Annotated in this window: 20 protein-coding genes and 1 tRNA gene; 15 read left to right on the forward strand and 6 right to left on the reverse strand. The window is 65.5% G+C overall.

Annotated features, from left to right (window positions below; genetic code table 11):
• The first annotated feature begins 1 nt into the window (after window position 1).
• From EAH73_RS05930 to EAH73_RS05945, 4 genes are all read left to right on the forward strand, one after another.
• Window positions 2–3,571 (forward strand): hypothetical protein, encoded by a 3,570-nt coding sequence (locus EAH73_RS05930; RefSeq protein WP_140465569.1) that lies wholly within the window; start codon window positions 2–4, stop codon window positions 3,569–3,571.
• The gene (locus tag EAH73_RS05935; RefSeq protein WP_140465570.1) at window positions 3,552–4,514 is read left to right on the forward strand and encodes a hypothetical protein; all 963 of its coding nucleotides are present in this window, start codon (window positions 3,552–3,554) and stop codon (window positions 4,512–4,514) included. Before EAH73_RS05930 ends, EAH73_RS05935 begins: the two co-directional genes overlap by 20 nt.
• Before the next feature lie 83 nt (window positions 4,515–4,597).
• The gene (locus EAH73_RS05940) at window positions 4,598–6,040 is read left to right on the forward strand and encodes a hypothetical protein (protein WP_140465571.1); all 1,443 of its coding nucleotides are present in this window, start codon (window positions 4,598–4,600) and stop codon (window positions 6,038–6,040) included.
• A complete protein-coding gene (locus EAH73_RS05945) occupies window positions 6,041–6,703 on the forward strand; it encodes a hypothetical protein (protein ID WP_070744870.1) in 663 nt (220 codons plus the stop codon).
• A 201-nt stretch (window positions 6,704–6,904) separates the two neighbouring features.
• Here the strand turns inward: EAH73_RS05945 and EAH73_RS05950 are convergent, their stop codons facing one another.
• The 3 genes from EAH73_RS05950 to EAH73_RS05960 all read right to left on the reverse strand — a co-directional run bounded on the left by EAH73_RS05950 (window position 6,905) and on the right by EAH73_RS05960 (window position 8,713).
• A complete protein-coding gene (locus EAH73_RS05950) occupies window positions 6,905–7,474 on the reverse strand; it encodes a DUF4468 domain-containing protein (RefSeq protein WP_140465572.1) in 570 nt (189 codons plus the stop codon).
• Window positions 7,475–7,816: 342 nt separating this feature from the next.
• Window positions 7,817–7,890: transfer RNA gene (locus EAH73_RS05955), tRNA-Arg, on the reverse strand.
• A gap of 97 nt (window positions 7,891–7,987) precedes the next feature.
• Window positions 7,988–8,713, reverse strand: coding sequence for a TVP38/TMEM64 family protein (locus EAH73_RS05960; protein WP_140465573.1), 726 nt, complete (start codon window positions 8,711–8,713; stop codon window positions 7,988–7,990).
• Between the two features lie 300 nt (window positions 8,714–9,013).
• Here EAH73_RS05960 and EAH73_RS05965 point away from each other — a divergent pair, with 300 nt between their 5' ends.
• The 5 genes from EAH73_RS05965 (at window position 9,014) to EAH73_RS05985 (ending at window position 15,957) form a co-directional block, all read left to right on the forward strand.
• On the forward strand, window positions 9,014–10,153 hold the full coding sequence (locus tag EAH73_RS05965; protein WP_140465574.1) for a cystathionine gamma-synthase: 1,140 nt from the start codon (window positions 9,014–9,016) through the stop codon (window positions 10,151–10,153).
• A 248-nt stretch (window positions 10,154–10,401) separates the two neighbouring features.
• Window positions 10,402–11,037 carry an SGNH/GDSL hydrolase family protein gene (locus EAH73_RS05970; RefSeq protein WP_240047158.1) on the forward strand — a complete coding sequence of 212 codons (636 nt, stop codon included), beginning with the start codon at window positions 10,402–10,404 and terminating at the stop codon, window positions 11,035–11,037.
• Between the two features lie 88 nt (window positions 11,038–11,125).
• On the forward strand, window positions 11,126–11,848 hold the full coding sequence (locus EAH73_RS05975; protein ID WP_140465576.1) for a hypothetical protein: 723 nt from the start codon (window positions 11,126–11,128) through the stop codon (window positions 11,846–11,848).
• A gap of 305 nt (window positions 11,849–12,153) precedes the next feature.
• Window positions 12,154–14,967, forward strand: a complete 2,814-nt coding sequence (locus tag EAH73_RS05980) for a TonB-dependent receptor domain-containing protein (protein ID WP_140465577.1) — start codon at window positions 12,154–12,156, stop codon at window positions 14,965–14,967.
• A gap of 303 nt (window positions 14,968–15,270) precedes the next feature.
• Window positions 15,271–15,957 (forward strand): haloacid dehalogenase type II, encoded by a 687-nt coding sequence (locus EAH73_RS05985; RefSeq protein ID WP_140465578.1) that lies wholly within the window; start codon window positions 15,271–15,273, stop codon window positions 15,955–15,957.
• A 67-nt stretch (window positions 15,958–16,024) separates the two neighbouring features.
• Here the strand turns inward: EAH73_RS05985 and EAH73_RS05990 are convergent, their stop codons facing one another.
• A complete protein-coding gene (locus tag EAH73_RS05990; protein WP_140465579.1) occupies window positions 16,025–17,128 on the reverse strand; it encodes a TlpA disulfide reductase family protein in 1,104 nt (367 codons plus the stop codon).
• 80 nt (window positions 17,129–17,208) lie between these two features.
• The gene (locus EAH73_RS05995; RefSeq protein WP_140465580.1) at window positions 17,209–18,663 is read right to left on the reverse strand and encodes a hypothetical protein; all 1,455 of its coding nucleotides are present in this window, start codon (window positions 18,661–18,663) and stop codon (window positions 17,209–17,211) included.
• A gap of 282 nt (window positions 18,664–18,945) precedes the next feature.
• Between EAH73_RS05995 and EAH73_RS06000 the strand changes: the two genes are divergently transcribed.
• The 3 genes from EAH73_RS06000 to EAH73_RS06010 all read left to right on the forward strand — a co-directional run bounded on the left by EAH73_RS06000 (window position 18,946) and on the right by EAH73_RS06010 (window position 21,906).
• The gene (locus EAH73_RS06000; protein WP_140465581.1) at window positions 18,946–20,118 is read left to right on the forward strand and encodes a metallophosphoesterase family protein; all 1,173 of its coding nucleotides are present in this window, start codon (window positions 18,946–18,948) and stop codon (window positions 20,116–20,118) included.
• A complete protein-coding gene (locus EAH73_RS06005; RefSeq protein ID WP_140465582.1) occupies window positions 20,118–21,377 on the forward strand; it encodes an arsenic transporter in 1,260 nt (419 codons plus the stop codon). The genes EAH73_RS06000 and EAH73_RS06005 overlap by 1 nt, the downstream gene beginning before the upstream one ends.
• 67 nt (window positions 21,378–21,444) lie before the next feature.
• Window positions 21,445–21,906, forward strand: coding sequence for a DMT family transporter (locus EAH73_RS06010; RefSeq protein ID WP_140465583.1), 462 nt, complete (start codon window positions 21,445–21,447; stop codon window positions 21,904–21,906).
• 17 nt (window positions 21,907–21,923) lie between these two features.
• Here the strand turns inward: EAH73_RS06010 and EAH73_RS06015 are convergent, their stop codons facing one another.
• Entirely contained in the window at window positions 21,924–22,949 is a 1,026-nt protein-coding gene (locus tag EAH73_RS06015; protein ID WP_140465584.1) for an OmpA family protein, read from the reverse strand.
• Window positions 22,950–23,331: 382 nt separating this feature from the next.
• On the opposite strand from EAH73_RS06015, the gene accD reads away from it, so the two are divergent.
• The 3 genes from accD (at window position 23,332) to EAH73_RS06030 (ending at window position 25,560) form a co-directional block, all read left to right on the forward strand.
• The gene (gene accD / locus EAH73_RS06020) at window positions 23,332–24,258 is read left to right on the forward strand and encodes an acetyl-CoA carboxylase, carboxyltransferase subunit beta (RefSeq protein WP_140465585.1); all 927 of its coding nucleotides are present in this window, start codon (window positions 23,332–23,334) and stop codon (window positions 24,256–24,258) included.
• A 108-nt stretch (window positions 24,259–24,366) separates the two neighbouring features.
• Complete coding sequence (locus tag EAH73_RS06025; RefSeq protein WP_140465586.1) at window positions 24,367–25,098, forward strand: OmpA family protein; 732 nt, start codon at window positions 24,367–24,369, stop codon at window positions 25,096–25,098.
• A gap of 183 nt (window positions 25,099–25,281) precedes the next feature.
• Window positions 25,282–25,560 (forward strand): glycine zipper domain-containing protein, encoded by a 279-nt coding sequence (locus EAH73_RS06030; RefSeq protein ID WP_193560183.1) that lies wholly within the window; start codon window positions 25,282–25,284, stop codon window positions 25,558–25,560.
• The last annotated feature ends 222 nt before the right edge of the window (window positions 25,561–25,782 follow it).

Below are 25,782 nucleotides of genomic sequence, written 5' to 3' on the forward strand. Positions count from 1 at the left end.
TATGAGCACCATCCTCCGCCTGCACCAGCAGGGCAAATCGTTGCTTCGTGGCTGGCAGCAGTCCGACCGCTTGAGCGACAACCAAATTAAGACCATTGCCGACCCCGACGGCGGTTCGGCGCACGTCACCAGCACGTCGATTCCGACGCCTTTTGGGCAGTTGCACTTGCTGGCCGAGGCGTTCGAGTTTGTGCGCCACGAGCCCAACGGCACGTCCGTGTACCATCACCTGGTGACGCACTGCCTGGACCTGCTGGAGCTGTTGTTCTTCCGCCAACAGTTTGCCAACTACAGCCTTACGCTGCTGCCCTGGCACAAAGACGACCAACTTAGGGCCCTGCAAAGCAACGAGGCCACCCGCCTGATGGGCCGCACGCTGGGCCTGTACCTGAACGACCCGCAGTTTGCGGGCGTCGAAACGCTGTTCCTGATTTTTGGGGAAGCGCGCGGTAGCGGGCGGCGCGAGCTGCTGGGCCTCACCTCGCCGTTTACACTGGTGTTTGCGCGGCAGGGGCTGCGGGCGCTGGACATTCAGCGGGTGAATGGCACCGGGCGCTACTTCGACCAGGCCATTGTGCCACTGGCCAGCAGGGCCCCCGAGTTCCAGAAGTTTCTGTACGGCTGGTTCGACGTGAACAAGAACCTGCGCGACAAGACGTTCGCCAACAGTTTCTTCAAGTACTTGCAGGACACCGACCGGCAGCGCGTGAACGACGTGGCCGGCCAGAACCTCAACCCCACCGAGTTCTTAGCCGACTACGAGCCGCTGATCTACGAGGGCGGCACGGTGCGCATCAAGGGCGCCGAGCTGTACCAGGCGCGCACCTCGCAGAAGCCCGGCACCAGCGACTGGTTCATCGCCGCCACGCGGGTGCTGGAGGGCCCCGCGCCGCTCGTGCTCAAGCCCGACCTCGACCTGACGGGCAGCAACTACTACGGCGGCACCCGCGGCGCGGCCGGCATGGGGGCCCAAATTGGCTGGGCCGACGCCGAGCCCAACCTGGCGGCCCGCGTGCTGCCCGCGCTGGGCATCACCTACCCGTACCTGACGGTGAACGACCTGCTGGAAGACTTCCTCGTGGAGCTGCCCTACGGCCTGAACCGCGACAAATTTGCCGCCGGCCGCCAGCCTGTCATTTACAAGCCGGGGGCCCGGAAGGCGTACCAGTACACCGATTTTGATACGGACGCTGACCTGCAGTTTCCGTTTCTGCTGCCGCTGAAAAAGCAGTTTTTCACCTTCTTCACCCCCGAAGACGTGAACCGCCTGGTACAGTTCACGGTGGAAATGAACTACGTGACCGTGACGCTGACCGTGCCCGTGCAAAACGGCCAGCCCGTGGTGTACGAGCGCCATTACTACCGCAAGCTGCCCAGCGCCGTGAGCCAGCGCCCCGAAAACGGCTTCCTGGTGGAGACGCTGGTGAACCTGGGCGTGTTCCCGTTCTACAAGCACGAGCGGGCTGAAATCAACAACACCTACGAGGTGATGCTGGTGGACGACAACTCCGGCTCGTCGCTGGCCGACTTGCATTTCCACGACGCGCAGGGCCCCCGCCAGGCCGAAAAGCAGGTGCGCGTGGCCCGCAACCCGTTCGGGGCGGCCAGCATCTACTACCAGTTGCGGCAGGCGCCGTTTGACTTCGTGGAGCTGGAATGCCCGCTGCCCGATGCGCCCGGCACGCCCTTCCGCACGGTGCGCAACGTGGTGGTGCCCCTTTGGAAGCCGGTGGCCAGCGGCCCGGCCAACTTCACGTTCGCCGTCGATTTTGGCACCACCAACAGCCACGTGGCCCTGATGCGCGGCGCCGACACCACGCCCGAGCCCTTCAGCATCGCCACCGAGGACGAGCTGCAAGTGGTGACGCTGAACCAGCCGCTGAAGCGCGCCAACGCCCTGCCCGAGCGCTACAGCAACAGCTTCGGCAGCTTGGCCTACGCCCGCACGGTGCAAAACCGCGAGTTCGTGCCCGCCTTCATTGGTACGCCGGGCGCCGATTACGCCTTTCCAATCCGAACGGCCACCTGCGAAACGCCCATTTTTGCGGGCCAGATCACCCAGCTGTTCGGCAACGTCAATATCGGTTTCAATATCAACCGCGACGAGCTGAACGGCTCCGTGGGCCACTACCGCACCAACCTAAAGTGGGAAACCAGCGGGGCTGACAACGAGGCCGGTCAGCGCCGCGTGCGGGCTTTCCTGCGCGAGTTGCTGCTGCTCATCAAGCACAAAACGGCCCTCAACAACGGCGACGTGAGCAAGACCCAAGTGGTGTGGTTCCGGCCGTTGAGCATGAACGCCGCTGCCCAACTGGTGTTCGAAAATACCTGGGCCGAGGAGTACAAGTGGGTGTTCGGTGAGCGCCAGCAGTTCCCGCCGCGGGTGCTGAGCGAGTCGCTGGCCCCGTACCTCGACTTGGTGAAGCAGGGCGCCATCGAGCCGCGCGACGGCGTGAATGCCGTGAACGTGGACATCGGCGGCGGCACCACCGACGTGCTGTTTGTGCGGGGCGAAAAACCGGCCGCCATCAGCTCGTTCCGCTTTGCCGGCGACGTGCTGTGGAGCGACGGCTCCCGCCAAACCCGCGGCGGTCGCCTGAATGGCTTCCTGCGCTACCAAGATGCGCTGGTGGGCAAAATGGTGCCCGACGAAACGAACAAGGACGCTTTCCAAAAGGCCCGCAATGCGTTCGAGAAGGCCATGAAGAATCCGGACTTCTACGCCTCCGACGTGGTGAGCCTGCTGTTTGGGTTCGACGACCAGCTGCGGTTCAGCGAGAAAATCATCCTGGCCCAGCACCTGCGCGTGGTGCTGCTGCTGCACTTTGCGGCCATTGTGTACCACGTGGGGCAGGCGGCCCAGGCCCAGGGCCTCAGCCCGTTGCCGCGCCACCTCAGCTTCAGCGGCAAGGGCAGCACGTACATCAAGCTGCTCGATTTCCGCCCCGGCCAGCCCACGGCCACCAAGCTGGCGCGGCTGGTGCTGGCGTTTGCCACCGGCCAGCCCGTGCCCGCCGACTTCCGCCTCACCGTGGCCACCGACCCCAAGGAAGCTACCGCCAACGGCGGGGCCCGCCTCTTCGCCACCCAGCAGGGCGAGCATCTGGCCCTGCAGGACCTGATGGAGAACATGAAGGCCACCGCCATCATCGGTGATACCTTCCCCAAGGAGCCGTCGGATGACGCCGCCGAAGCCGCTGGGGCCCCGGCCGTGGCGCCCGCGCCGGTGCTTACCGGCCGCGCCGCCCAGCCCAACCTGGCCCAGGCTCGCGAGGGGCGCGACGGGGTGCTCGTGAACGCCCAGCGCCTCATCGACTTCCTGGCCAACGACCCTGACGTGGAAGAGCTGCTGCCGCGCCTAAACGTGGAGTTTGACGCCGATTTCCTGAGCGAGTTTTTCCGCCAGGAGATGGGCGACAGCCTCAATGCGGGCTTCAACCAGCTCTCCGCCAACACGGCCAAGGAAACGACGGCCATTGGCGAGACGCTGTTCTTCTTCGCCTTCCGCGACGCCCTGCCTAAGCTCACCCAACGCCTTTACGAACGCCACTATGCTGCACAAACTGCTTGATTTTGGTGGCCGCGCGGCCCGCGTAACAGCCTGCGCAGCGCTGCTGGCCAGCGGCTCCGGGGCCCTGGCCCAAGGCATTGAGAGCCCCGCGCCGGTGGCTAACGCGCCGGCGCAGGAATCGGCGGGGCAGGAGGTAGGGGCCCCAGCGGCCGCAGCCCAGCCCGTGCCGAGCCGCGACTGGAGCGAGTGGGCCCTGGCGTTGTCTGCCCTGAGTTTGATCGGGGTCGTATTTCTGATTATGACCCGGCCCAAGCACCGGCACCGCGCATCGTCGGGCAGCGTGGCGAGCAGCAATACCACCCGCCTGGCCGGCGCGACCGATGAGCTGACGCCTGGCCAGTTCAAGGAAGTACAGAAGATGATAGCCAGGGCCCTGGCCGACCAAAACCGGCCGGCCGCAAGCCCCGCCGCCCCAGCCCCCGCTGCGCCAATGGCCAGCGCCGCGGCAAACCGCCCAAAACAGGCAGTCAACGCGCCCCGTCCCAAAGTGGCCTCCACTGCCGTACCGCCACCCGAAGCCCCGGTAGGGGCGCCAGTGGCCCTTGCTGAGCCCGAAGCCGTAGTGCCGGAAGTGTCCGCCGAGCAACCCGCCGCCCCGGCCCCGCCCGCGCCAGTGGGGCCCCGGCGCGCCTACGTCAGTTCAGCGCCAGTGAACGGACGGTTTCGGCGCAACGTGCTGCAGGGGCAGCCGGCCCACAACAGCATCTATGAGCTGACCTGGGACCCGGCGCGGCCCGACGAAACCACGTTCCAAGTGAACCCCGACCCGGTGTCGCACCCGCGGCACATCAGTTCCTACGCCGACGTGCTGGAACCGGCCTGCGAGTTTAACTTGCCCCAGGGCGCCGCTTCGCGCATCGTGACGGAGGCCCCCGGCCTGCTCCGCCGCGTCGACGGCGACGACTGGGAAATCGTCCGCAAGGCGCGCATTCACTTCGCTTAATTTCAACTGTTGCGCTGGGCGCCGCGCGGCCACTGGAACCTTACCCAGTGGCCGCGCGGCGCCCAGCGCAACGATTTTAGCTTATGCTGCTACTCATTGAGGCCCTGGCCATCGTGCTGCTGATTGGCTTGCAAGTGCGGGCCTTCCTGGGGGCCCGCGCCCAAATTGGCCGCCTGGAAAAACTGTTCCCGGGACCCGGGGCCCTGTTTCTCACCAAGGTGAGCGACCCGGCGACGCACCGCGAGGTGGACACAGTGGCCAGCACGGCGCCCTCGCCGGAGTTTGCCGAAGTGCTGGCCAACACCAACGTGTACCTGCTCAAAAACAAGGGCACGGCCGACTTCAACATCCTGCAAGACCTGACCGAGCGCCGCGTGGGGGCCCTGGACGGCGAAATTCAGTCCACCACCTCGCTGCCGCTCTACATCGGGCTGATGGGCACGTTCGGCGGCGCCATTTTGGGCCTGGTGAGCCTCGTGCTGGGCGACGGCAAGTTTGACGACGTGGCTATTGCGGGCTTCCTACGGGGCATCACGGTGGCTATGGTGGGCAGCTTGTGCGGGCTGGGCCTCACGCTGTGGGGCAACGCGCTGTACCGCGAAGCCCGCCGCCAAGCCGAGCGGCTGCGCAACGATTACTACTCGTTTTTGCAGGTGGAGCTGCTGCCGATTTTGCACTCCGACATGGCCGGCAGCCTGAGCACCCTCAAGACGGTGCTGGACAGCTTCAACGTCAAGTTCGTCAACGACATCCAGTCCATCGGGCCGGCGTTTGAGCAGCTGCGGCCGCTCATCGACCAGATTATCAGCAGCACGGAGGTGCAGCGCCGGTTTTTAGAGCGGTTGCAAGGCATCGGGTTCACCGAGATGGCCAACGCCTCGGTGGCCGTGTTCGACCGCATGGATCGCAGCGCCCACATGTTCGAGGACTTCTTGGTGTACCAGGAGAAATTGAACGCTACCCTGGCCGCCGGGGGCGATGTGGTGCGCAAGGTCGAAAGCCTGCTGAGCCGCCTCACGGGCCTGGAAACCGGCCTCAACCAGGTGCCGGCCATGCTCCAGCAGCACAACGACACGGTGGACCGCCAGTTCCGGTTTTTCAACCAGAGCCAGGAGCGCATGGACCGCATGGGCGCCGACACGGAGCAGTACTTCGACAAGGCCAGCCGCCAGCTCACGGGCATGATGACCACGCGCCTGGCCCACTTCAACGCCGATGCCGAGAATGCCCAAGCCGAGTGGCAGCGCCGCTTCGACACGCTCAAGGCCGACAACATTTACCAGCGCATCGTCGAGTACCTCAACCCGTTCAGCCAGCTGCCGGCCCAGCAGCAGGCCCTCAACCAGCTGCAGGAGCGCCAGGCCCAGCAAACCGCCCAGGCCATCCAAGCCCTGCAGCAGCGCCTCGACGCCGACACGGCCTTGCAGCAGCAGCTGCTCTTCCAGGTCACGCGCACCAACGCCGTGCTCGAGCAGCTCACCCAGCGCAGCTGGCTCCAGAAAGCACTGGGCCTGAACAAGAAGTAGATGAACCAGGACCGCAAAGACTTCTTCTGGCCCAGCTACGTGGACCTGATGACGGCCCTGTTCCTGGTAATGCTGGTGCTGTTTGTGCTCAGCTACAAGCGCTTCCAGGACAAGCAGCGCACCAACGAAAACCTAATTGCCGAACTGAAGGTGCAGGTGCAGGAAAAGCGCAAGCTCGACGAAATCAAGGATGCCCTGAAGCGGCTGGAGAGCAGCTACTTCACGTACAATCAGCGCTACAAGCGCTACGAGTTGAACTCGGAAGTGACCTTCGCGCCCAAGAGCGACGTGCTGCCCGCCGCCGCCCAGGGCCCCCTGGTGCAGGCCGGGCGCTTCCTGCTGCGCCAAATGCAGAGCCTGAACAAGCAGGATAACGTGCAGTACCTCATCGTGGTGGAGGGCCGCGCCGCCAAGGACTTGCGCTACCCCGCCACCGACCCGCACAACCTCGACGGGCCCGCCGTGCGCCAGCTCAGCTACAGCCGGGCCCTGGCCGTGCTGCGGCTCTGGGAGCAAGCCGGCTTGCAATTCCCGGCCAACCTAGAGGTGGTGGCGGCCGGCAGCGGCTTCCGCGGCGCCGGCCGCTACACCGGGGCCGAGGAAGCGAAGAATAAGCGCTTCATTATCCAGATTCAGCCCAAAATCGGCTCCATTGGCAAATGATAACCTGGGGGTAACAACCGGGGCCCCAAGCGGGCCGTTGAAGTCTGGTTACCAACGGACCACCTTATGAAACGCGACGAAATTGCTCCCCGCCAAACCCGCATCGTGTACATTCTGATGGCCTTCGCGGCGGCGGCAGGATTTGTATGGGCCTTGTGGGAGCATATGCACCGCGCCGCGTAGGCCCCGGCCGCGGCGGGGCTACAGCTTGGCGTCCTGCGTGGTGTCCGTCATGGCCGCCTGCAAGTAGCCGAGCATGGTCTTGATTTCGTCGTCGGTGTTGACGCGCAGCAGGTCCCAGGTCTTTTGGATGAGGGCGTCTGTCACTTCATCGGTGTAGGCCGAAGCCAGGTGCGGTTTGTCGCGCTCGAAGGGCCCCATGCCGTAGTCGCCGGTGGGCGTAGCGTTGGTGTGCACGAAGTTGGTGACGTGGTACTGGTACTGCCCGCCTTTGAGGACGCGGATGCTGAGCACGTGGCCCACGGGGCCGCAGTTGCGGCCGTTCACCAAGGCTTGGGTGCGGCCCTTGACGATGATTTTACCGGTGGCCGCATCCTGCACTTGCAGCACAGCGGCGTCGCCTTTGTAGCGGCGCAAGGCCCAGGCCCGGGCCCTGCGGTACAGCTCGCTTTCGGTGGCCCCGGGGATGTCGACCACGGCGGAGTAAGCTACCAAGTGCGTGGTGGGGTCAACAGGCAGCGTGGGTGGATCCTGGGCGCGCACGGCCGGCGCGGTCAGCGTCAGCGTCAGGAGGAATAATAGCGTTTTCATAAAGCTAACGGGTTGGTAGATAAGTGGTATTTGATGGAAACGGAAGGGGTTGGAAAGAGCGCAGGATAGGGTGGGCGGGACCGAGAAACTATTTAATCAAGCATAAATCCTAGCGATTGGCGCATAAAAAAAGGCCCTTGGCGCAATGCCGAGGGCCTTTCAAAAAAACGGGAGTGTGCGCAGCGCGCGCCAAAGTGGGTGCAGCATTGGGAACGGGGCGCGGCGGCGGTAGGGCCGTTGCGCCGGGCAAAGGTACGCACGGGGCCCCCCACGAAGCGGCGGCCTGGCGTAACCTAAATTCACAAAAAAAGGCCCTCAGCAGTGCGCCGAGGGCCTTTTTCGTGGTCGTGTAAGGAGTCGAACCTTAAACCTTCTGATTCGTAGTCAGATGCTCTATCCAATTGAGCTACACAACCATTTCCCCTGTTGGGAGCACAAAGGTAGGGAGACTTTTTGGGCCCCCACAACTTTGGCCCCGCTTTTTTTGCTGTGCCGGGGCAAACCCGTTCATTATCAGGGTGAGATTTTTGCGCCAGGGGCCGCATTGCCCTCCAGGCCGCGCTTCAGGGCCCGGTTGAACACGAAAAACAGGCCGAACAGCGAGGCCGCCACCAGGCCCACCAGCACGAGCTTGCTCAGGGCCCCCTGGTCGGGGTTGCGGAGCAGGGCCAGCACGTCGGATGCCTGGGTGCCGAGCCAGTAGAAAAATAAGCTGCGCGGCAGCATGCCCGCCACCGAGGCGGCCAGGAAGCGGCGGCGCGGCACGCCCACCATCGCCAGTACAAACGTCATGAGGGCAAAGGGCAGCACCGGCGAGAGGCGCGTGAGGATGATGAGCGACCAGCTCTGGGTTTGGAGTTGGTCGACCACGGCCCCAGCTTTGGGAAACAGATGCAGGAACTGGCGCAGCTTGCCGTGGTCGAGGCGCAGGGCCAGCTCGTAGCCGATGGCGGCGGCCACGGCGTAGGCCGCCACCATGCCCGGCAGCCCCGCCCAGCCAAAGTAGTAGCCCGTGGCAATGGCCACGAACGTGGTGGGCGTGAGGGCAAACGCCATCGTGACGGCCGTGAGGGCGAAATACAGCAGCGCGGGGCCCCAGCGCAGCCCCTCCAGCAGGTGCTGGTGCTGGTAGAGCAGCGCGGCCACTGCCGATGAGCCCAGCAGCGGCACGGCCACCAGCAGGAACATGGTGAGCAGGGTGGAGAAATTCTTCTGAAAAAGGGCGCGCAAAAAAGCCATCAACGGGGGGAAAGGGGGGCAGCCGGGGCCCCAAAGAAACGGCCCGCCCCGCCGCCGAAAGCCGGGGCGGGGGTGGGGCGTTTTACGGGGCCGGGCGGCGCGCGGCCGAACGGCGCGCCTGGCGCGGGCCAAAAGTGCCGGGTGGCCCGGGGCCCCACGCACCGCCGTTTTTTCGTGCGCGGCGGAATGCATTGGAGAAAGGGGCAGTTGTGGGGGCGGCCGGGACCCCGGTACGCGCCCGGCGCCAAAAGGCCGGCCCGGCCCCACCTTTGTGCCCCACCTACTTGTTTGCCCCCACCCATGAAATTCGCCACCAAAGCCATCCACGCCGGCGTGCACCCCGACCCCGCCACCGGGGCCATTATGACGCCTATTTACCAGACCTCGACCTACGCCCAATCCTCGCCCGGCGTCAACAAAGGCTTCGAGTACTCGCGCACTCATAACCCCACCCGCACCCAGCTGCAGGACGCCCTGGCCGCCCTCGACGGGGGCCAGCACGGCCTGGCCTTTGCCTCGGGCATGGCGGCCATCGACTGCGTGCTGCGCCTGCTGAAGCCCGGCGACGAGGTAATTTCGACCGACGACCTTTACGGTGGCTCCTACCGCATCATGACCAAGGTATACGAGCCGCTGGGCATCGTTTTTCACTTCGTGCCGATGCGCGACCTGGCCACCGTGCGCGAGAAGGTGACCGCCAAAACCAAGCTCATCTGGGTGGAAACGCCCACCAACCCGCTGCTCAACATCATCGACATTGCGGGCACGGCGGCCATTGCCAAGGAAGCTGGGGCCCTGCTGGCCGTGGACAACACTTTCAGCACTCCCTACCTGCAAGAGCCGCTGGCGCTGGGCGCCGACATTGTGGTGTACTCGCTCACCAAGTATATGGGCGGGCACTCCGACGTGGTGATGGGGGCCCTGGTGTTCAACGGCGACGAGCTGCTTGAGCGCCTGAGCTTCTACCAGAACGCCTGCGGCGGCACCCCGGGGCCCCAGGATTGCTTCCTGGTGCTGCGCGGCCTCAAAACCCTGCACCTGCGCATGCAGCGCCACTGCGAAAACGGCCGCGCCGTGGCCGAGTACCTGCGCCAGCACCCCAAGGTGGAGCACGTATTCTGGCCCGGCTTCGAAACCCACCCCAACCACGCTGTGGCCGCGAAGCAGATGCGCGACTTCGGGGGCATGATTTCGTTCGTGCTGAAGGGTGATAAGAAGGAGGACGCCATTGCCGTGCTCGAGAAGTTCCAGCTCTTCACGCTGGCCGAAAGCTTGGGCGGCGTGGAAAGCCTCAGCGGCCACCCCGCCACCATGACGCACGCCAGCATCCCGCCCGAGCAGCGCCGCAAGGCCGGCCTGAGCGACTCGCTCATTCGCCTGAGCGTGGGCATCGAGGACGCCGAGGACCTGATTGAGGACTTGGCCCAGGCCATCGGCTAGGGTAGTAGCGACCCGTGCCGGCACAGCTTGGTGGCACGGGTCGCCACGTACACTAACCTGGGGGCCCCGGGGCCCCGGCCGATGGCCTGGGCCAAGCGGAGGCCCCACCGCGGCCGGCCCAACCCAATCGACTGCGCGCAACGTAGGTTGGGGCCCCTGGCCGTTTATCCCCTGTTGTCATGCGCTTTTTGCCGTTGCTGCTCGCTTTTTTTCTGCTTTCCTGCGCTGTCAATTCCGCCGTTGCCCCTATGAACAACCCCGCCCGTACGGCCCCGGCCGTGCCCGTTGCGTGCCTGGCCCTCGGCGATTCGTACACCATTGGCGAAGGCGCCGATGAGGCCGACCGCTGGCCCGTGCAGCTGGCCGGCATGGCGCAGCAAGCCGGGCTGGGCGTGCAGGCCCCCGACTTCATCGCCCGCACCGGTTGGACCACCGCCGAGCTGCAAGCCGCCATTGTGGCCAGCGGCAACCACCGCACCGACTACGGCCTGGTGTCGCTGCTGATTGGCGTGAACAACCAGTACCGCGGCCAGAGCCCGGCCCTGTACCGCACCGAGTTTCGGCAGCTGCTGGCCACGGCGGTGCAGTTTGCCGGCGGCCGGCCGGGGCGGGTGGTGGTGCTCAGCATCCCCGATTGGGGCCTGTCGCCCTTCGCCCACAACCGCGACGCCACCTTGATTGCCAGCCAAATCGACGAGTTCAACGAAGTGGCCCAAGAGGAGTGCCGCCGGGCCCGCGTGGCTTTCGTCGACATCACGCCCACTACCCGGAGCGCCGCCGGCGACGCCAGCCAGTTTGTGAAGGACGGCCTGCACTACGCGGGGCCCCAAATGCAGCGCTGGGCCCAGCAGGCGCTGCCCGTGGTGCAGCGGCTGCTGAAGTAGGCGGGGCACCGGTGCAACGCTTTGGGGAGCAGCGAGTATCTTGAACCTGTTGTGTTCCACCAGCTTTCTACCTAACGCCCGCGTACCAGTGAAAAAACTCCTACTATTTGCCGCTGCGCTGGCCGTAGCAGCGCCCGCCACGGCCCAACACTTCGAGCTAATTGGCCGGGCCGGGGCCAGCTTCTCCCAGTACCGGGGCAGCGGCACCGAGGCCACGTCGTTCATCAACTACAGCAGCTACGCCGGTGCCGAGCGCGGCTACACCAACAACCCCTACGGCCGCCGGCTGGGCGCGGGCTTTGCCTTGGGCGGGCGCGTGCAGCGGGTGGGCCGGCGCCAGGGCCTGCTGGCGTTCGACCTGGGCTACGATTGGGCGCGGAGCCGCACGGCCATCACCACCCTTTACTATTACGACGGCGCTGCCAACACGGCCTACGCCGCCACCGGCAGCGCGCACCTGCGGGCGCAGGTCCTGACAGCCTTTTTGGGGCTGGGCCGCCGCTTCCAGGTGGGGCCCCTGGCGCTCGACGTGCTGGTGGGCCCCGAGCTGGCCGGCCAGCTCGGGGCCCACGAAACAGGCCACGGCACCTACAACAACGGCACGGCCTGGACCACGGACACCGACCGTGGCAGCCACTTTCCCCTCGATGGCCGCCTGCGGGCCGACGCCACCGCGTGGTACGGCCGGGTGGGCGTCAATGCCAGCTATTCCCACGGCTTCGCCAACGCCCAAGCGGGCCTGGTGGGTGGGCCCGTGCGCGAGGCCTACGCCCGCACGCTGCGCTTGGGCGTGGCCTACCGGCTGCACTAGCCCGCCAAAGGGTAGCCGTTGGAGAGGGCAGCATCCTGAAATTGCGGAAATATTGCGGTAACATTGCGGCAAGGCCGCCCGCTTTTGTGCGCGGCTTGGTTTAATGCGTTGCGTCAGTAGGGGGCCACAATGGGGCTCGCTGGGGCCTGCATTGGGCTTCATGGCTTTTCGCTGGTTGGATAATTATTCTTTTCGGAAGAATACTTATTACATTGGCTGGAATACTGCGGCCCGAGCTTTTCCCAAGGCGCTGTGGTTGAGCTTGGCTTGCGTCCTCTTTTTTACTTCAACTCCCTGTTTCCTGCATGAAAAAACTCTTACTCACGCCGCTATTTGCGGTTGCGGCCCTGGCCGCGCACGCCCAGAACGTTACCGTCACCGGCCGCGTGCTGGGGGCCCAGGGCGAGGCCCTGCCCGGCGCCACCGTGCTCGAGCGCGGCACTACCAACGGCACCGGCACCGGCACCAACGGCGAGTTTTCGCTGAGCGTGGCCCCCACGGCCACCATCACGGTGCAGGCCATCGGCTTTGCCACGCAGCAGATTGCCCTCAACGGCCGCACCCGGCTCGACGTGCGCCTCGTGACTTCGGCTACCGACCTGGGCGACGTGGTGGTGACTGGCTCGCGCGTGAGCGAGGGCCGCTCCAACGTGCTGACCACAGCCCCGGTGGACGTGATTTCGGCCCGCGAAATTAAGGCCTTTGCCCAGACCGATGTGAGCCAGGTGCTGACCTACGCCGCGCCCTCGTTCCAGTCGTCGCGCCAGTCCATTTCCGACGGCACTGACTTTGTGGACCCCGCCAGCCTGCGCGGCCTGGGACCCGACCAGGTGCTGGTACTCGTGAACGGTAAGCGCCGCCACAACTCGGCCCTGGTAAACATCAACGGCACCATCGGGCGCGGCTCGGTGGGCACCGATTTGAACGTGATTCCGACGGCTAGCATCAAGCGCATCGAGGTGCTGCGCGACGGCGCGGCGGCCCTCTACGGCTCCGACGCCATTGCGGGCGTGATTAACATTCAGCTGAAAGACGACTCGACTGGTGTGAGCAGCAGCGCCTTATATGGCCAGACGACGCAAAGCGACGGCAAAACCGAGCAGGTCGATTTCAACGTGGGCATCGGCCTCAACAAGCGCGGCTTCCTCGACCTGAGCGGCCAGTTCCTGAACCGCGCCTACACCGACCGCGGCTTCACCGACCAGGCCCCCCTCATTTACCTGGGCAACAACGGCGGCAACTACCCCGCTTCGGCCACCACCGAGCAGAGCCGCCGCGACCTGAAAGCCCAGGACGACGCCCTGGTGGCGCAGAATGGCTTCGACCGCAACGACTTGCGCGTGGGCCAGTCGGCTACGCGCAACTTCGGCGGCTTCCTCAACGGCGGCTACCGTCTGGGCCTGGGCTACGAACTGTACGTGTCGGGCGGCGCCTCCTACCGCACCGGCCGCGGCTCCGGCTTCAACCGCCTGCCCAACCAGGCCACCCAAATCGACCTGAACCTGTTCCCGAACGGCTTCCTGCCGTTCATCAACACCACCATTTATGACCAGTCGGCCATCGTGGGCGTGCGCAACACCTTCGGCGGCTTCGCCGTGGATTTGAGCAACACCTTTGGTCGCAACGAGCTGGCCTACAACGTGGACGGCTCCGTGAACGCCTCACTGCCGCAGGGCGCCAACTTGGTGGGCTTGAGCCCCACTAGCTTCTACGCCGGCCGCCTGGCTTTCTTGCAGAACACGACCAACCTGGGCTTCTCGCGCCGCTTCATCGAAGTGGGGCCCCTGGCCAACCTCAACGTGGCCTTCGGTGGCGAGTTTCGCTACGACAACTTCCTGATCGGCCGGGGCGAGTACGCCTCGTACATCAACGGCGGCCGCACCGTGAACGGGGGCCCCGCGGCCTCGGGCTCGCAGGTGTTCCCCGGCTACCAGCCGCGGGACGAGGTGAATAAGGGCCGCACCAACGTGGCGGGCTACCTCGATTTGGAGAGCGACATCACCGAGAAGCTGCTCATCCACGCCGCCGGCCGGGCCGAGCGCTACAGCGACTTTGGCGGCAACGTGAGCGGCCAGCTGGGCCTGCGCTACAGCATCGTGGACGCGGTGGCCCTGCGCGGCTCGCTGGGCAACGGCTTCCGGGCCCCCTCGCTCCAGCAGCGCTACTTCAGCAACACCAGCACCCAGTTTGTGAGCGGCGTGGCCAACCAGGTGCTCACCGTGAACAACGACAGCCCCATCGTGCGCAACGGCTACACGCCCGGCGGCGCCGGCCAGCAGGGCTTCGGCGTGGAGCCGCTCCGGCAGGAAAAATCGACCAACTACGGCGTGGGCCTCACCGCCAAAGCCGGGGGCCTCACCTTCACAGCCGATGCGTACCTGATTGACATAAAGGACCGGATTGTGCTCTCGGCGCAGTTCACGCGCACCAACCCCATCGTGAACGAAATCCTGGGTGCGCGCGAAATCAGCCGGGTGCAGTTCTTCGCCAACGCCGTGAACACCCGCACCAAGGGCCTCGACGTGGTGCTGAACGAGCGCCTGCCGCTGGGCGAAAAAAGCCGCCTGCTGCTAACGGCCGCCGCCAACTTCAACCAGACGACGGTGACGAGTTTCAACAGCTCATCGACCACGGTGAACAACGACCAGACCGCTGGCAACAGCAACCTGCAAAACACGCTGTTTGACCGCGCCCAGCGCACCCGCCTCGAAAGCGGCAACCCGCGCAGCAAAATCGCCCTCTCGGCCGCCTACACCTATGGCATCTTCGGCGTGGAGGCCCGCTCGGTGCGCTTCGGTGAAATCAAAACCGCCGACGCCGACCCCGCCCGCGCTTTCCTCGACCAGACGTTCTCGGCCAAGTGGATCACCGACCTTACGCTCAATGCCCAGGTTACCAAGCAGATTGGCATCGTTATCGGTGCGAACAACCTGTTCAACGTGTACCCCGACAAGATCATCGTGAACCCGCGCAACAACGCCACCAACTTCTCCGTCGACCCCAACCTGAGCTATAGCTCGGCGCTCGACAACTCGAACCGCGGCCGCTTCCTCTACAGCGCCAACCAGTTCGGCTTCAACGGTGCCTACTACTTCGCCCGCGTGAACTTCACGCTGTAAGCCAAGGCCCCGCGCCCGTGCAAAAAGCCCGCCCCGGTCATCGGGGCGGGCTTTTTTGCGGGGCGCGCAGGTTCAGTGAGCCCCTGGGTGGCCGCTTATCAGCGGGAACGTTTGGCGGCGGGCAATTCGCCGGACTGCCCCCGTGGGGCCCCCGCGCCAAACGTGTTTCTTGCCCGAAATGCAAGGCCGGCCAGCTCCGCGCCGCCGGGCTGCGTAAGCAGGCGCGTGCTCACTCGTCGCTCCGTTCTCTCCTCGCTCGCCCTGGCCACTGCCGCCGCGGCCCTACCGTTTCCCCTCCGCGCCATGCCCGCTACCCCCGCCCGCCCCCAGCTGCTGATTTTCGACGTTAACGAAACCCTGCTCGACCTGGGCAAGCTGCAACTAGCCATCAACCAGGAATTTAAGTCCGAAACGGCCTTCAAGCAGTGGTTTGCCCTGCTGCTCCAGTACTCGCTGGTCGATACCGTGACCGGCAACTACCACAACTTCGGGCAGATTGGCGACGGGGCCCTGGATATGCTGGCCCAGGGCCTGGGCCAGCCCGCTCGCCCGGCCCCGCGCAAAAAGGAGCTGCTCGCCCTCATCGCCGAGCTGCCCCCGCACCCCGACATTATCCCGGGCCTCACGGCGCTGCAACAGGCAGGCTTTCGGATGATTACGCTCACCAACTCGCCCGACGCTACGGTGCAGAAGCAGATGGCCTACGCCGGCCTCACCGGCTTTTTCGAGCAGCTGCTCAGCATCGACGCGCTCCGGCGCTACAAGCCCCACCCCGATACTTACCACAGTGCCTGCGAGCGGCTGCGGGTAGCGCCCGCCCAGGCCATGCTGGTGGCTGCCCACGGCTGGGACACGGCCGGGGCCCAACTGGCCGGCCTGCAAGCCGCCTTCATTGCCCGCCCCGGCCAGCAAACCTACCCGCTGGCCCCCGCGCCCACTCTCACCGGCCCCACGCTGCCCCACATTGCCCGCCAGCTGCTCGGCAAGTAGGGCCCCCAGCGCGGGCCGGCAGGGGCCCAGGAATCGTTTGGGGCCCCTGCGGTTCGCGGTGCGGCGGCTACTTGAGAAACTTCGCCAGCGCTGCTTGCAGCTCCTCGCCGCGCAGGTTGGTGGCCACGATTTTGCCGTTGGGGTCAATGAGGAAGTTTTGCGGCACCGCGTTCACCTGGTAGGTTTGGGCGGCGGCGTTCTCCGTGCCGCGTAAGTCTGATACATTGGTCCAGGGCAAGTAGTCGTCCTGAATGGCTTTCAGCCACTTCGCGCGGCCCTCCTCGCTGTCGAGCGACACGCCCAGGATGTCAAAATTGCGGCCCTTGTAAGCCTCGTATATCTTGATTACGGCCGGGTTTTCCTGGCGGCAGGGCTTGCACCAACTGGCCCAAAAATCAACCAGCACGTACTTGCCCCGGTAGTCCGCGAGCGATACCAACTTGCCGTCGGGCGTTTTTTGGGAGAAGTTGGGGGCCTGTGCGCCAATGGCCACCGCCTTCAGGCCCTGCATCATCGCGCCGTAGCGGCGGCCATCCGGGCTGTTTTTAAGAGCCGGGCTCAGCGCCTCGTACAGGGGCCCCTCCACTGCGTACTGGGGCACGGCCCTCATGCTGCCCGTCAGCGCGTACAGGCTCACCCAGGAGTTGGGGTTGGCCTTGATAAAATCTTGCTGGACCTGCTGCTCTTCTTTGTTAAGGGCATCAAACTGGCCTTGCATCCGCGCCGCAACCTCCGCCGAATGAATCCTGGCCCCGACCGCTTCCCTCTTGTCGTAGACGGGCTTGAGCGCGGCTTGTAGCCGCTGGTAATCGGCCACGACGGGGCCCCCGGTGACGCGGGCGTTCTGCATCGAATCGGGGCTGGTGATGACAATTGGGGTTGGCTCCAGGAATAACCGAAGGGGCCTAGTGGGCCCGTTCATGCCGTTGCCCAGCTTGCCGTCGCGCTTCACCAGCAGGTCCACTGCCTGGGGTACGTCGCTGGTACCCTTTAGCTCAAATGCCCCGTTTTTAAACGTGGCAGAATCCGTGACCTCCGTGCCGCGCATGAGGTAGATTTTGGCCGGCACGTTCAGGTGGCCGATTTTGCCCTTGATGGTGAATGGAAAGGACGTTTGGGCGAGGGCCAGCCCCGGGGCCAGCAGCAGGCAACTACACAAGAGCGTTTTCAAGCGGTCGTTAGGAAAAGGGTGAGTAGTTTGATAACCGGTGCACTCCGCCGTGAACTACCAGCGGCGCGGCCCCAAGGTGGTTAGCGGTCGGTGCCGGGGGCCCGCAGCAGGCGGGCCAGCGGGCGGCCGTCGGCCCCGCGGGCCACGTACAGGCCCGCGGGTAGGGTGGCGGCGGGCTGCCACACCACGCGGCCGTCGGCCTGGGCGCGCAGCTGGGCCACCACGCGCCCCAGCTCGTCCACCACGGTGACCACTTGCCCCGGGGCCCCGGCCTGGAACTGCACCTGCTCGCGAAACGGCGTGGGGAAGGCGGCTGCTTTGGCCTCCCCGGCGGGGCGGGTGCCCAGGGGGGTAGCCGCCGCTACGAGGAAAGTGAGGGTTTGCTCCTCGCTGGCGGTGGGGCAGCCGTCGTCCGTCACGGCCACGGTGACCCGGTAGCGGCCCGGCGGCAGGGCGGCCGGCACCTGCCAGGTGAGCTGGGCGCGGGAGGGCCCCAGGGGCTGCAGAGCCAGGCCGGGCACCACACCCACGGCGTCGCTGGTAAAGCTCAGGGTTTGGCCCGCGTCGGGGTCGGCCGCGTCGAGGGCCAGTACCACGGTTTGGCCCGCCCGCACCCGGATGAGCTCGTCCACCGGCTGCGCAAACGGGGCCCCGCCCACGGTGAGGGCCGTAAAGCTGGGGGTTTGGTTAACGATGTTCAGAAACAGGTAGCTCACGTCGCGCGTGACCCACCCGATTTGCTGCCAGCTGCCGTTCAGCCGCCGGTACTCGTCCACGCGGGCCGCCATGATGTAGCGGCCCACGTCGGTGGTAGCCGTTGCCGGGGCCGTGAGGGCCCCCGTGGCGGCGGTAAGTTGGAAGTGGGGCGAGGGCGTGCTCGGAATATCGATACCGCACACATGTTGGGGCCCTGTGGCTGACTGCGGCGCCACGAAGCGGTACACCAGCGAATCGCCGTCGGCTTCGAACGCGCTGAAGCTGTAGCGTTCCGCCTGGCCGCTGGCCACGTACGGCAAGCGCGTCGACAGGAACACAGGCGAATTGTTTTGGGCCACCAGCTCGGTGTTCAGGAAGGCGCTGCAATAGATCCCGTAACTATAGCTGGGTGGATTGGAGAAATTTTTGATGCCACCAGCTCTGTTTTCACCATAAAAGCTCATTGTCCACTGCCCCGGGGGCAGGTCCACGTCGGTCTCGTGGAGTTGCACCGCGTATGCCAAGTACCCCGGGCAGCTTTGCCTGTAGGTTTTCAGCACTTGCGTTACGGGGATGGTAACGGAAAAGCTGCCGGTACCAATAGCATCGCAGCCGTTGCGGCTGAACGTTATAGTTGCTATCGGCTGCTTTGCCGCTGCGGGATATAAATCAACATACAGCCGGAGCGTAACGTGGTAGCGTGGCGTGCCAGGCGTGAGGGAGGCCACCGGCGCGTAAGTGATTTCCGCGCCTAAAAGGTGTGAAGCCTGCGCCGCCAGCGCGGAGCCCAGCCACAGCAGTACTGCCGGTAGCCAGCGAAAGTAGAAAGTTGATTTCATAGAGGAAGAAGGTGGAAGGGGATTTCTGCCGATAAGTTAGGAAGGGAAAAAACGATTTGGCAATGAGCAGCTTACCGAATTGCGTGGCTGGTGCGGGGGCCCCGGCGCGGCCGGCCCAAACGCGGAATGGCTCGGTGCGTTTCGGGGCGGCAGGGCAGCGGTAGGGCGGGGTGGCACCGGCCGCCATTTTATCTTATTGCCGCTGCCGCACCCATTTGCTGGTTGGCTTCGTACTGGGGCGCATTGTTCTGCTTAGCGGCCGGCCATCCACATCCTATTCGCATGGCTGAAACCCTGCCGCCGGCCCCGAGCGCCGGCAAGCCCCTGGTGTACGCGCACCTCGGCGACCTGCACATTACCGACGCCAAAGCCCGCCACTACCTGGACCTGCTGGCCATGCTGGTGCAGCTGGAAGTGGAGGGCGCTGGGCTGCTTGATTTCGTGTACCTGCCGGGCGACGTGGCCGACAACGGCCGGGCCGAGCAGTACCGGCTGGTGGCCGCCGCCCTGCGCCTGGTCAGCGCGCCCGTGCACGCCATTTCGGGCGACCACGACATGGAGCCCGGCAGCCTGGCCGCGTTCTACGCCGGGCTGGGGGCCGCGCCGCTGCCCAGGGCCCTGGACGTGCAGGGCGTGCGCTGCCTGTTCCTCGACGTGTGCGGCCCCGGCGCGGGCGGCCCCGATTTTCGGCTGGGGGCCCCCCAGCTGGCTTGGCTAAGGGCGCAACTGGCCCAAGTGCCCCCGGGCACGGAGGTGGCGCTGTTCATGCACACTTACCCCGCCGACCTGCAAGACGCCGCCGAGCGCGAGCAGCTGGCGGCCCTGCTGGCCCAGCACCACGTGGCCCTCGTGGACATGGGCCACACCCACTACAACGAACTGGCCAACGACGGCACCACCGTGTACGCCGCCACCCGCTCCACCGGCCAAATCGAAGAAGGGCCGGTGGGCTATTCCCTCGTCAGCCTCGACCAGGGCGTAGTAAGCTGGCGGTTCAAGCCCGTGGACGGCGGTTTTCCGTTCGTGCTGATTACGGCCCCCGCCGACTACCGCTTGCTCCGCCACGGGCAGCCTGCTGTGGGGGCCCAGTTCACCGTCCGGGCGCTGGTGTTCGGCAGCCACGCCGTGGCCAGCGTGTGCTGCTGGCTCGGCGACGACGGGCCCCGGCTGGCCATGCGGCCCGACGCGCACGGCGTGTGGCAGGCCAAGGCCACCTGCCCCGCGGGGGCCGGGCCCTTCCTCGCCCTCACCGTGGAAGCCCGCGACGCCACCGGCCGGCCCGGCCGCCACCAGCTGCGCCTGGCCCGGGCACCCTACCAGCCGCCGCTCCGGCCGGGCGTGGGCAGCGACGCGGTCAGCGTCGGCGCGTGGGAAGAAAACGGCATCCTGGGCACCCAGCTGGGCCCCAACCGCAACGCAAAATCTCCTAAAAATTCCTCGTCAACGAGTTCCTAATGCCAACCAGTACGCTGCTCATTTGGGCCATTTCGGCCGTTTCCATTGGCTTGGTCATCAGCCGGCCCTTCAAAGTGCCCGAGTTTGTGTGGGCGGCGGGCGGGGCCGTGCTGCTGCTGGTGCTGCGGCTGCTGAGCCCGCAGGAGGGCCTGGCGGGCGTGGCCAAGGGCCTCGACGTGTACCTGTTTTTGACCGGCATGATGCTGCTGGCCGAAACCGCCCGCGAGGAAAAGCTCTTCGACTGGCTGGCGGCCCACGCCACGCGGCTTTCGCACGGCTCGGCGCAGCGGCTGTTTCTGCTGGTGTACCTGGTGGGCGTGGTCGTCACCACGTTCCTCTCCAACGACGCCACGGCGGTGGTGCTCACGCCGGCCGTGGCCAGCGCGGTGCGGGCGGCCAAGGTCAAGAACCCGCTGCCGTACCTGTTCATCTGCGCTTTTATCGCCAACGCGGCCTCCTTCGTGCTGCCCATCTCCAACCCCGCCAACCTGGTGATTTACGGGGCCCACATGCCGCCGCTGCTCGCCTGGCTGCCGCGCTACATCCTCCCGTCGGCCATTGCCATCGCGGCCACCTACTTCCTGCTGCTGCGCACCCAGCGGGCCGAGCTGGGCACCGACATCGCGGAGGACATTGAAATTCCAACCCTGGCGCGCGGCGGCCAGGTGGCCCTGGCGGGCATCGGCGTCACGGCCGTGGCGCTGCTGGTGTCGTCGGGCCTGGGCCTAGAGCTGGGGCTGCCCACGGCCCTCACCGGGGGCCTCACGGCGCTCATCGTGCTCGTCACGGCCCGCAAAAGCCCGGCGGAGATTGTGAAAAACGTGTCCTGGTCGGTGCTGCCGCTGGTGGCCGGCTTGTTTGTGCTGGTGGAAGCCCTCAACAAAACGGGCGTCACCCGCTGGCTCACGGGCCTGCTCGACGCCACCGCCCAGCAGTCGGCCGCCAAGGCCACCTGGCTGAGCGGCATGGGCGTGGCCGTGCTCTGCAACGTGCTGAACAACCTGCCCGCCGGCCTCATTGCCGGCAATGTGCTGCAAACGGCCCACGTGTCGGAAACGGTCAAGAGCGCCGTGCTGATCGGGGTGGACCTGGGGCCCAACTTGTCCGTAACGGGCTCATTGGCCACCATTCTGTGGCTGGTGGCGCTGCGGCGCGAAAAGATCGAAGTGGGGGCCTGGCAATTCCTGAAGCTGGGGGCCCTGGTGATGACCGTGCCGCTAGTGCTGGCTATTGCGTCGCTGTTTCTGCTGCCCCACTAGCCGGCGGCCCGGGGCAGCACCCCGGCCGGCTTCCCTCGTCCATCACCTCACCTTATTCCCGCCCCCCATGCAAACCAGTAACCTCAGCGCCTCCTTTATCTACCCGCTCATCATCGCGGCGGGCATCCTGCAAGCCTGGGGCCCGCCCATGAACGGCGCCTTGCAGAAATCGTTGGTCAACCCCTGGCTGGCGAGCCTGGTGTCGTTCCTGCCCATTATCGCCCTGCTGCTCTGCCTGTTCATCTGCATTCCGAAGCCGCTGCCCACCATGGCAGGGCTGCAAAGCATGCCCTGGTGGGCCCCGCTGGGCGGGTTGCTCGGGGCCGGGGCCGTGGTGGCGGGCCTCATGTTCGTCAACAAAATAGGCGCGGGGGCCTTCGCGGGCCTCACCATTTCGGCCAACCTGCTCATGTCGGTCTTCATCGACAAGTTCGGCTGGTTTGGGGTGGAGGTGCACGCCCTTAGCCCCGGCCGCATGGCCGGCTGCGCCCTCATGGTCATCGGCATCGTGCTCATTTCCAAGTTCTGAGCAGGCCCCGGGCAAAGCTACTTGCCCGCCGCTGGGGCCCCGGTGCTGCTGCTGTCCAGAATCTGGAATAGCTCGTCGAGCTTCGGGGTCAGGATGATTTCGGTGCGGCGGTTCAGGGCCTTGTTGGGGGCCGTGTCGTTGGGGGCCACGGGCACGTACTGGCTGCGGCCAGCGGCCGTGATGCGGGCCGGGCCCACGCCGCCGGCGGCCAACAGGCGGGCAATGTCGGTTGCGCGCAGGGCGCTCAGGTCCCAGTTGTCCTTGGCCCCGTTCACCACGCCCTTGATGGGCACGGTATCGGTGTGGCCTTCCACCACCACGTTCACGTCGGGCTGCTCCTGCAACACGGTGGCCAGGGTTTTCAGGGCGGCCTGGCCCTTGGGGTCCACCTTGGCCGAGCCCGATTTGAAGAGCAACTGCTCCGAAAGCGACACATACACCTTGCCGTTGCGCACGTTCACCTGCAAGTCGCTGGTGTTGAAGCTGAGCAGCGCCTTGCTCACGCGGGCCCTGAGGTCGTTCACGGCCCGGTCCTTGTCAGCCAGGGCCTGGGTGAGCTCGGCCAGCTTGGCCTCGCGGGCCTTTAAATCGGTGCCGAGGCGGTCGTTGTCGGTTTTGCTCGTGCGCAGGCTGGCGTCCAGGGCCCCCAGCTCGGCTTCGCGCCGGGCCAGGTCCTTGGCCACCTTGTTGTAGTCCGACGACTTGCTGGCCAGCTCCTGGCCGCTGTTTTTCAGCAGGCGGTCGTAGCTGTCGTTCAGGTCGCGGTTGAGGCCGCGGGCCTTGCGCAGCGCGGTGCCGGTGGCCAGCGAGTCGTCCTCCAGGCGGCGGTTATCGAGGCGCTGCTGGGCCAGCGCGTCGGCGGTTTTTTGCAGCTCGGCGGTGGCGGCGCGGTATTGGCGCTCGGCCTCGGCCTTGCCCTGGGCATCGGCCCGCTGGCGGGCCGCCAGGTCGTCGTACTTGCGGGCCGCCACGCAGCCCGGCAGGGCCCCGGCGGCGAGCAAACCCAGGCCCAGCAGGGCCGGCGAAAAGTTTTTCAGGCGCATAACAAAGGAATGAACGGGGGCGCGCGCCGCGGGTTGGCCGGGTGCGCCGCCTCCTAACGCCGGGGCAAGGTACGGCCGGGGCCCCCAAGGCGTTTGGCAGCGCCCAATGGCCGGAGCCGAAAGGGAAGGATTGGAAATGCAAAAGTCATTCTAGGAATTCTTCAGTACGGCGCCCGGCTTTGGGCTTTTAGGAGCCCTTTGAGCGGCGGCGCGGCCAGAATTTTGGCCCGGCCCCCGGCACTGGGAACGGCTACGCTGGGCCCTTTGCTAGGGCCCCGGCGGGCGGGCCGCGCCCTCTGCCGGCCAGCGCGTATTTTTGTGGTCATTTTACTTATATCCAAAGCTGGCGGCCCGTCGCCCACAGCTTGCAGCTCCCGAACAAATGGCTTGGTTTAAGCGCGAGGAAAAGGGCATCAACACCCCCACCGAACAGAAAAAAGAAACGCCCGACGGCCTCTGGTACAAGTGCCCCGAGTGCAAAACGGTGGCCACCATGGCCGAGCACAAGCGCCTGCACTTCGTGTGCGGCCACTGCGGCCACCACGACCGCATCGACGCGGCCGACTACTTCGAGCTGCTCTTCGACGACGGCCGGTGCGAGGAGCTCAACGCCGACCTGACCTCGGGCGACCCGCTGCACTTCGTGGACACCAAGGCCTACCCGCAGCGCGTGGCGGCCACCGAAAAAAATACCGGTCTCAAAGACGCCGTGCGCACCGCCCACGGTCTGAGCGACGGCCAGCCGCTGGTGGTGGCGGCCATGGATTTCAAGTTCATCGGCGGCTCGATGGGCTCGGTGGTGGGCGAAAAAATTGCCCGTGCCATCGACTACGCCCGCCAGCACCGCGTGCCGTTCCTCATGATTTCGCGCTCGGGCGGGGCCCGCATGATGGAGGCCGGCTACTCGCTGATGCAGATGGCCAAAACCTCGGCCAAGCTGGCCCTGCTCGCCGAGGCCGGCGTGCCCTACGTGAGCCTGCTAACGGACCCCACCACGGGCGGCGTCACGGCCTCGTTCGCCATGCTCGGCGATTTTAACATTGCCGAGCCCGGGGCCCTAATTGGCTTCGCTGGGCCACGCGTCATCAAAGAAACCATCGGCAAGGACCTGCCCAAGGGCTTCCAAAGTGCCGAGTTTGTGCTCGAGCACGGCTTCCTCGATTTCATCGTGGACCGCCGCGACCTCAAGCGCCGCTTGGCCGACCTGCTGCACTTGCTGCGGCCCACCGCCGCGGCTCCCGGTGCCGCGGCCCCCGTGGCCAGCGCCACCGCCGCTGCCCCGCGGCGCAGCCCGGGCAAGGCCCGCTAGGGGCCCCAGCGGCCGTTTCGGCACACTTCTTGAAACCCCGTCCCATCCCCGGGGCGGGGTTTGCCGTACAAGGCGGCAGCTACTTCTTTCACTTTTTGCTCTTTTTACATGACTACTCCCAAATCCCTACTCTCGGTATTCATGGCCTGCGTGCTGTTATTCAGCTCCTGCGCCTCCACGCGCCAGCCAGCTGATACCTCTGCCAACGGCACGGGCGTCCGCAAAGACGGCATGAACAAGGCCACTAAGGGTGGCTTGCTCGGGGCTGGCGGCGGCGCGGCCGCAGGGGCCCTGCTGGGCGGCTTGCTGGGCGGCGGCCGCGGCACGGCCATTGGTGCCATCCTGGGTGCCGCGGCGGGCGGTGGTGCCGGCGTGCTCATCGGCAAGAAGATGGACAAGCAAGCCGCTGATTTGCAGCGCGACATGCAGAACGCCAAAGTAGAGCGCGTGGGCGAAGGCATCAAAATCACCTTCGACTCGGGCATTCTGTTTGACACCAACTCGGCCACGCTGCGGGCCGCTTCGCAGGCCGACATCACCAAGATGGCCGCCACGCTCCAGAAGTACCCCGACACCAACGTGCTCGTGGAAGGCCACACCGACAACACCGGCACCGACGCCATCAACCTGCCCCTGAGCGAGCGCCGCGCCCAATCGGTGGCCGATGCCACGGTGGCCCAGGGCGTGAGCAGCAGCCGCATCACCACCAAGGGCCTCGGCTCGTCGGATCCGGTGGGTGATAACTCGACCGAGGCCGGCAAGCAGGCCAACCGCCGCGTGGAAATTGCCATTTTCGCCAACGAGAAAATGAAGAAAGCCGCTGAAAACGGCACGCTCTAGTTTCGTTGCAAGGCCTATTGCCGCCTGTAGCAGCCATAGTTCAAAATCAAGAAAAAGCCGCCCCCTGGGCGGCTTTTTTTATGAATATGTGGGGCTCTAACTAGTAGGGAGTAACTCCAATAAAACGACTTGCGTTAAAATCATTGTACTGCTTATCCATTCTCCACTTAGCCTTGCTTTCCCATGAAATCTTTCAAAATTGCTTTCGCCTTCTTGTTGATGTTTTTCCTGTTAGCCGGTTCTGCTGCGCAAGCCCAGGACGTTAAAAAAGGTTGGAGCCGCAAGGCCAAGGGTGCCGTGGCCGGTGGTGTGGGTGGCGCCGTAGTTGGTGGCCTGATTGGCGGCAAAACTGGTGCCGTAGTAGGTGCTGGTGCCGGTGTTTTAGGCGGCGGCGCAGTAGGCCGCAACCAAGACAAGAAAAAAGATCCGGCCCGCTACAACGGCTACCGCAATAAAAAATAAGGAGCCCACGCGGGTATAATAATCTGCTCAGCAACTGCAAAAAGCCTGGCCCTGTCGCCAGGCTTTTTTTGTGGGGCCCTAGGCGCGGTGGGGCCCCCGGCGGCGGGCGCGAGTTTGGCAAGATGCTTGTAAAAGGCGTATTTGCCGACTGTTTGGCGGGTCGGCGCCCATTTCTTAACACGGTTTATTCCGTTCTTGCCAAAATCCATTTTTAAGTTACTT

It is taken from the genome of Hymenobacter nivis (assembly GCF_006439025.1).
GTDB classification, from domain to species: domain Bacteria; phylum Bacteroidota; class Bacteroidia; order Cytophagales; family Hymenobacteraceae; genus Hymenobacter; species Hymenobacter nivis_A.

Coding starts and splice junctions, on each gene's coding strand:
- EAH73_RS05930 (WP_140465569.1), top strand. CDS start 2: ATGAGCACCATCCTCCGCCTGCACCAGCAGGGCAAATCGTTGCTTCGT.
- EAH73_RS05935 (WP_140465570.1), top strand. CDS start 3,552: ATGCTGCACAAACTGCTTGATTTTGGTGGCCGCGCGGCCCGCGTAACA.
- EAH73_RS05940 (WP_140465571.1), top strand. CDS start 4,598: ATGCTGCTACTCATTGAGGCCCTGGCCATCGTGCTGCTGATTGGCTTG.
- EAH73_RS05945 (WP_070744870.1), top strand. CDS start 6,041: ATGAACCAGGACCGCAAAGACTTCTTCTGGCCCAGCTACGTGGACCTG.
- EAH73_RS05950 (WP_140465572.1), bottom strand. CDS start 7,474: ATGAAAACGCTATTATTCCTCCTGACGCTGACGCTGACCGCGCCGGCC.
- EAH73_RS05960 (WP_140465573.1), bottom strand. CDS start 8,713: ATGGCTTTTTTGCGCGCCCTTTTTCAGAAGAATTTCTCCACCCTGCTC.
- EAH73_RS05965 (WP_140465574.1), top strand. CDS start 9,014: ATGAAATTCGCCACCAAAGCCATCCACGCCGGCGTGCACCCCGACCCC.
- EAH73_RS05970 (WP_240047158.1), top strand. CDS start 10,402: ATGAACAACCCCGCCCGTACGGCCCCGGCCGTGCCCGTTGCGTGCCTG.
- EAH73_RS05980 (WP_140465577.1), top strand. CDS start 12,154: ATGAAAAAACTCTTACTCACGCCGCTATTTGCGGTTGCGGCCCTGGCC.
- EAH73_RS05985 (WP_140465578.1), top strand. CDS start 15,271: ATGCCCGCTACCCCCGCCCGCCCCCAGCTGCTGATTTTCGACGTTAAC.
- EAH73_RS05995 (WP_140465580.1), bottom strand. CDS start 18,663: ATGAAATCAACTTTCTACTTTCGCTGGCTACCGGCAGTACTGCTGTGG.
- EAH73_RS06000 (WP_140465581.1), top strand. CDS start 18,946: ATGGCTGAAACCCTGCCGCCGGCCCCGAGCGCCGGCAAGCCCCTGGTG.
- EAH73_RS06005 (WP_140465582.1), top strand. CDS start 20,118: ATGCCAACCAGTACGCTGCTCATTTGGGCCATTTCGGCCGTTTCCATT.
- EAH73_RS06010 (WP_140465583.1), top strand. CDS start 21,445: ATGCAAACCAGTAACCTCAGCGCCTCCTTTATCTACCCGCTCATCATC.
- EAH73_RS06015 (WP_140465584.1), bottom strand. CDS start 22,949: ATGCGCCTGAAAAACTTTTCGCCGGCCCTGCTGGGCCTGGGTTTGCTC.
- accD (WP_140465585.1), top strand. CDS start 23,332: ATGGCTTGGTTTAAGCGCGAGGAAAAGGGCATCAACACCCCCACCGAA.
- EAH73_RS06025 (WP_140465586.1), top strand. CDS start 24,367: ATGACTACTCCCAAATCCCTACTCTCGGTATTCATGGCCTGCGTGCTG.
- EAH73_RS06030 (WP_193560183.1), top strand. CDS start 25,282: ATGAAATCTTTCAAAATTGCTTTCGCCTTCTTGTTGATGTTTTTCCTG.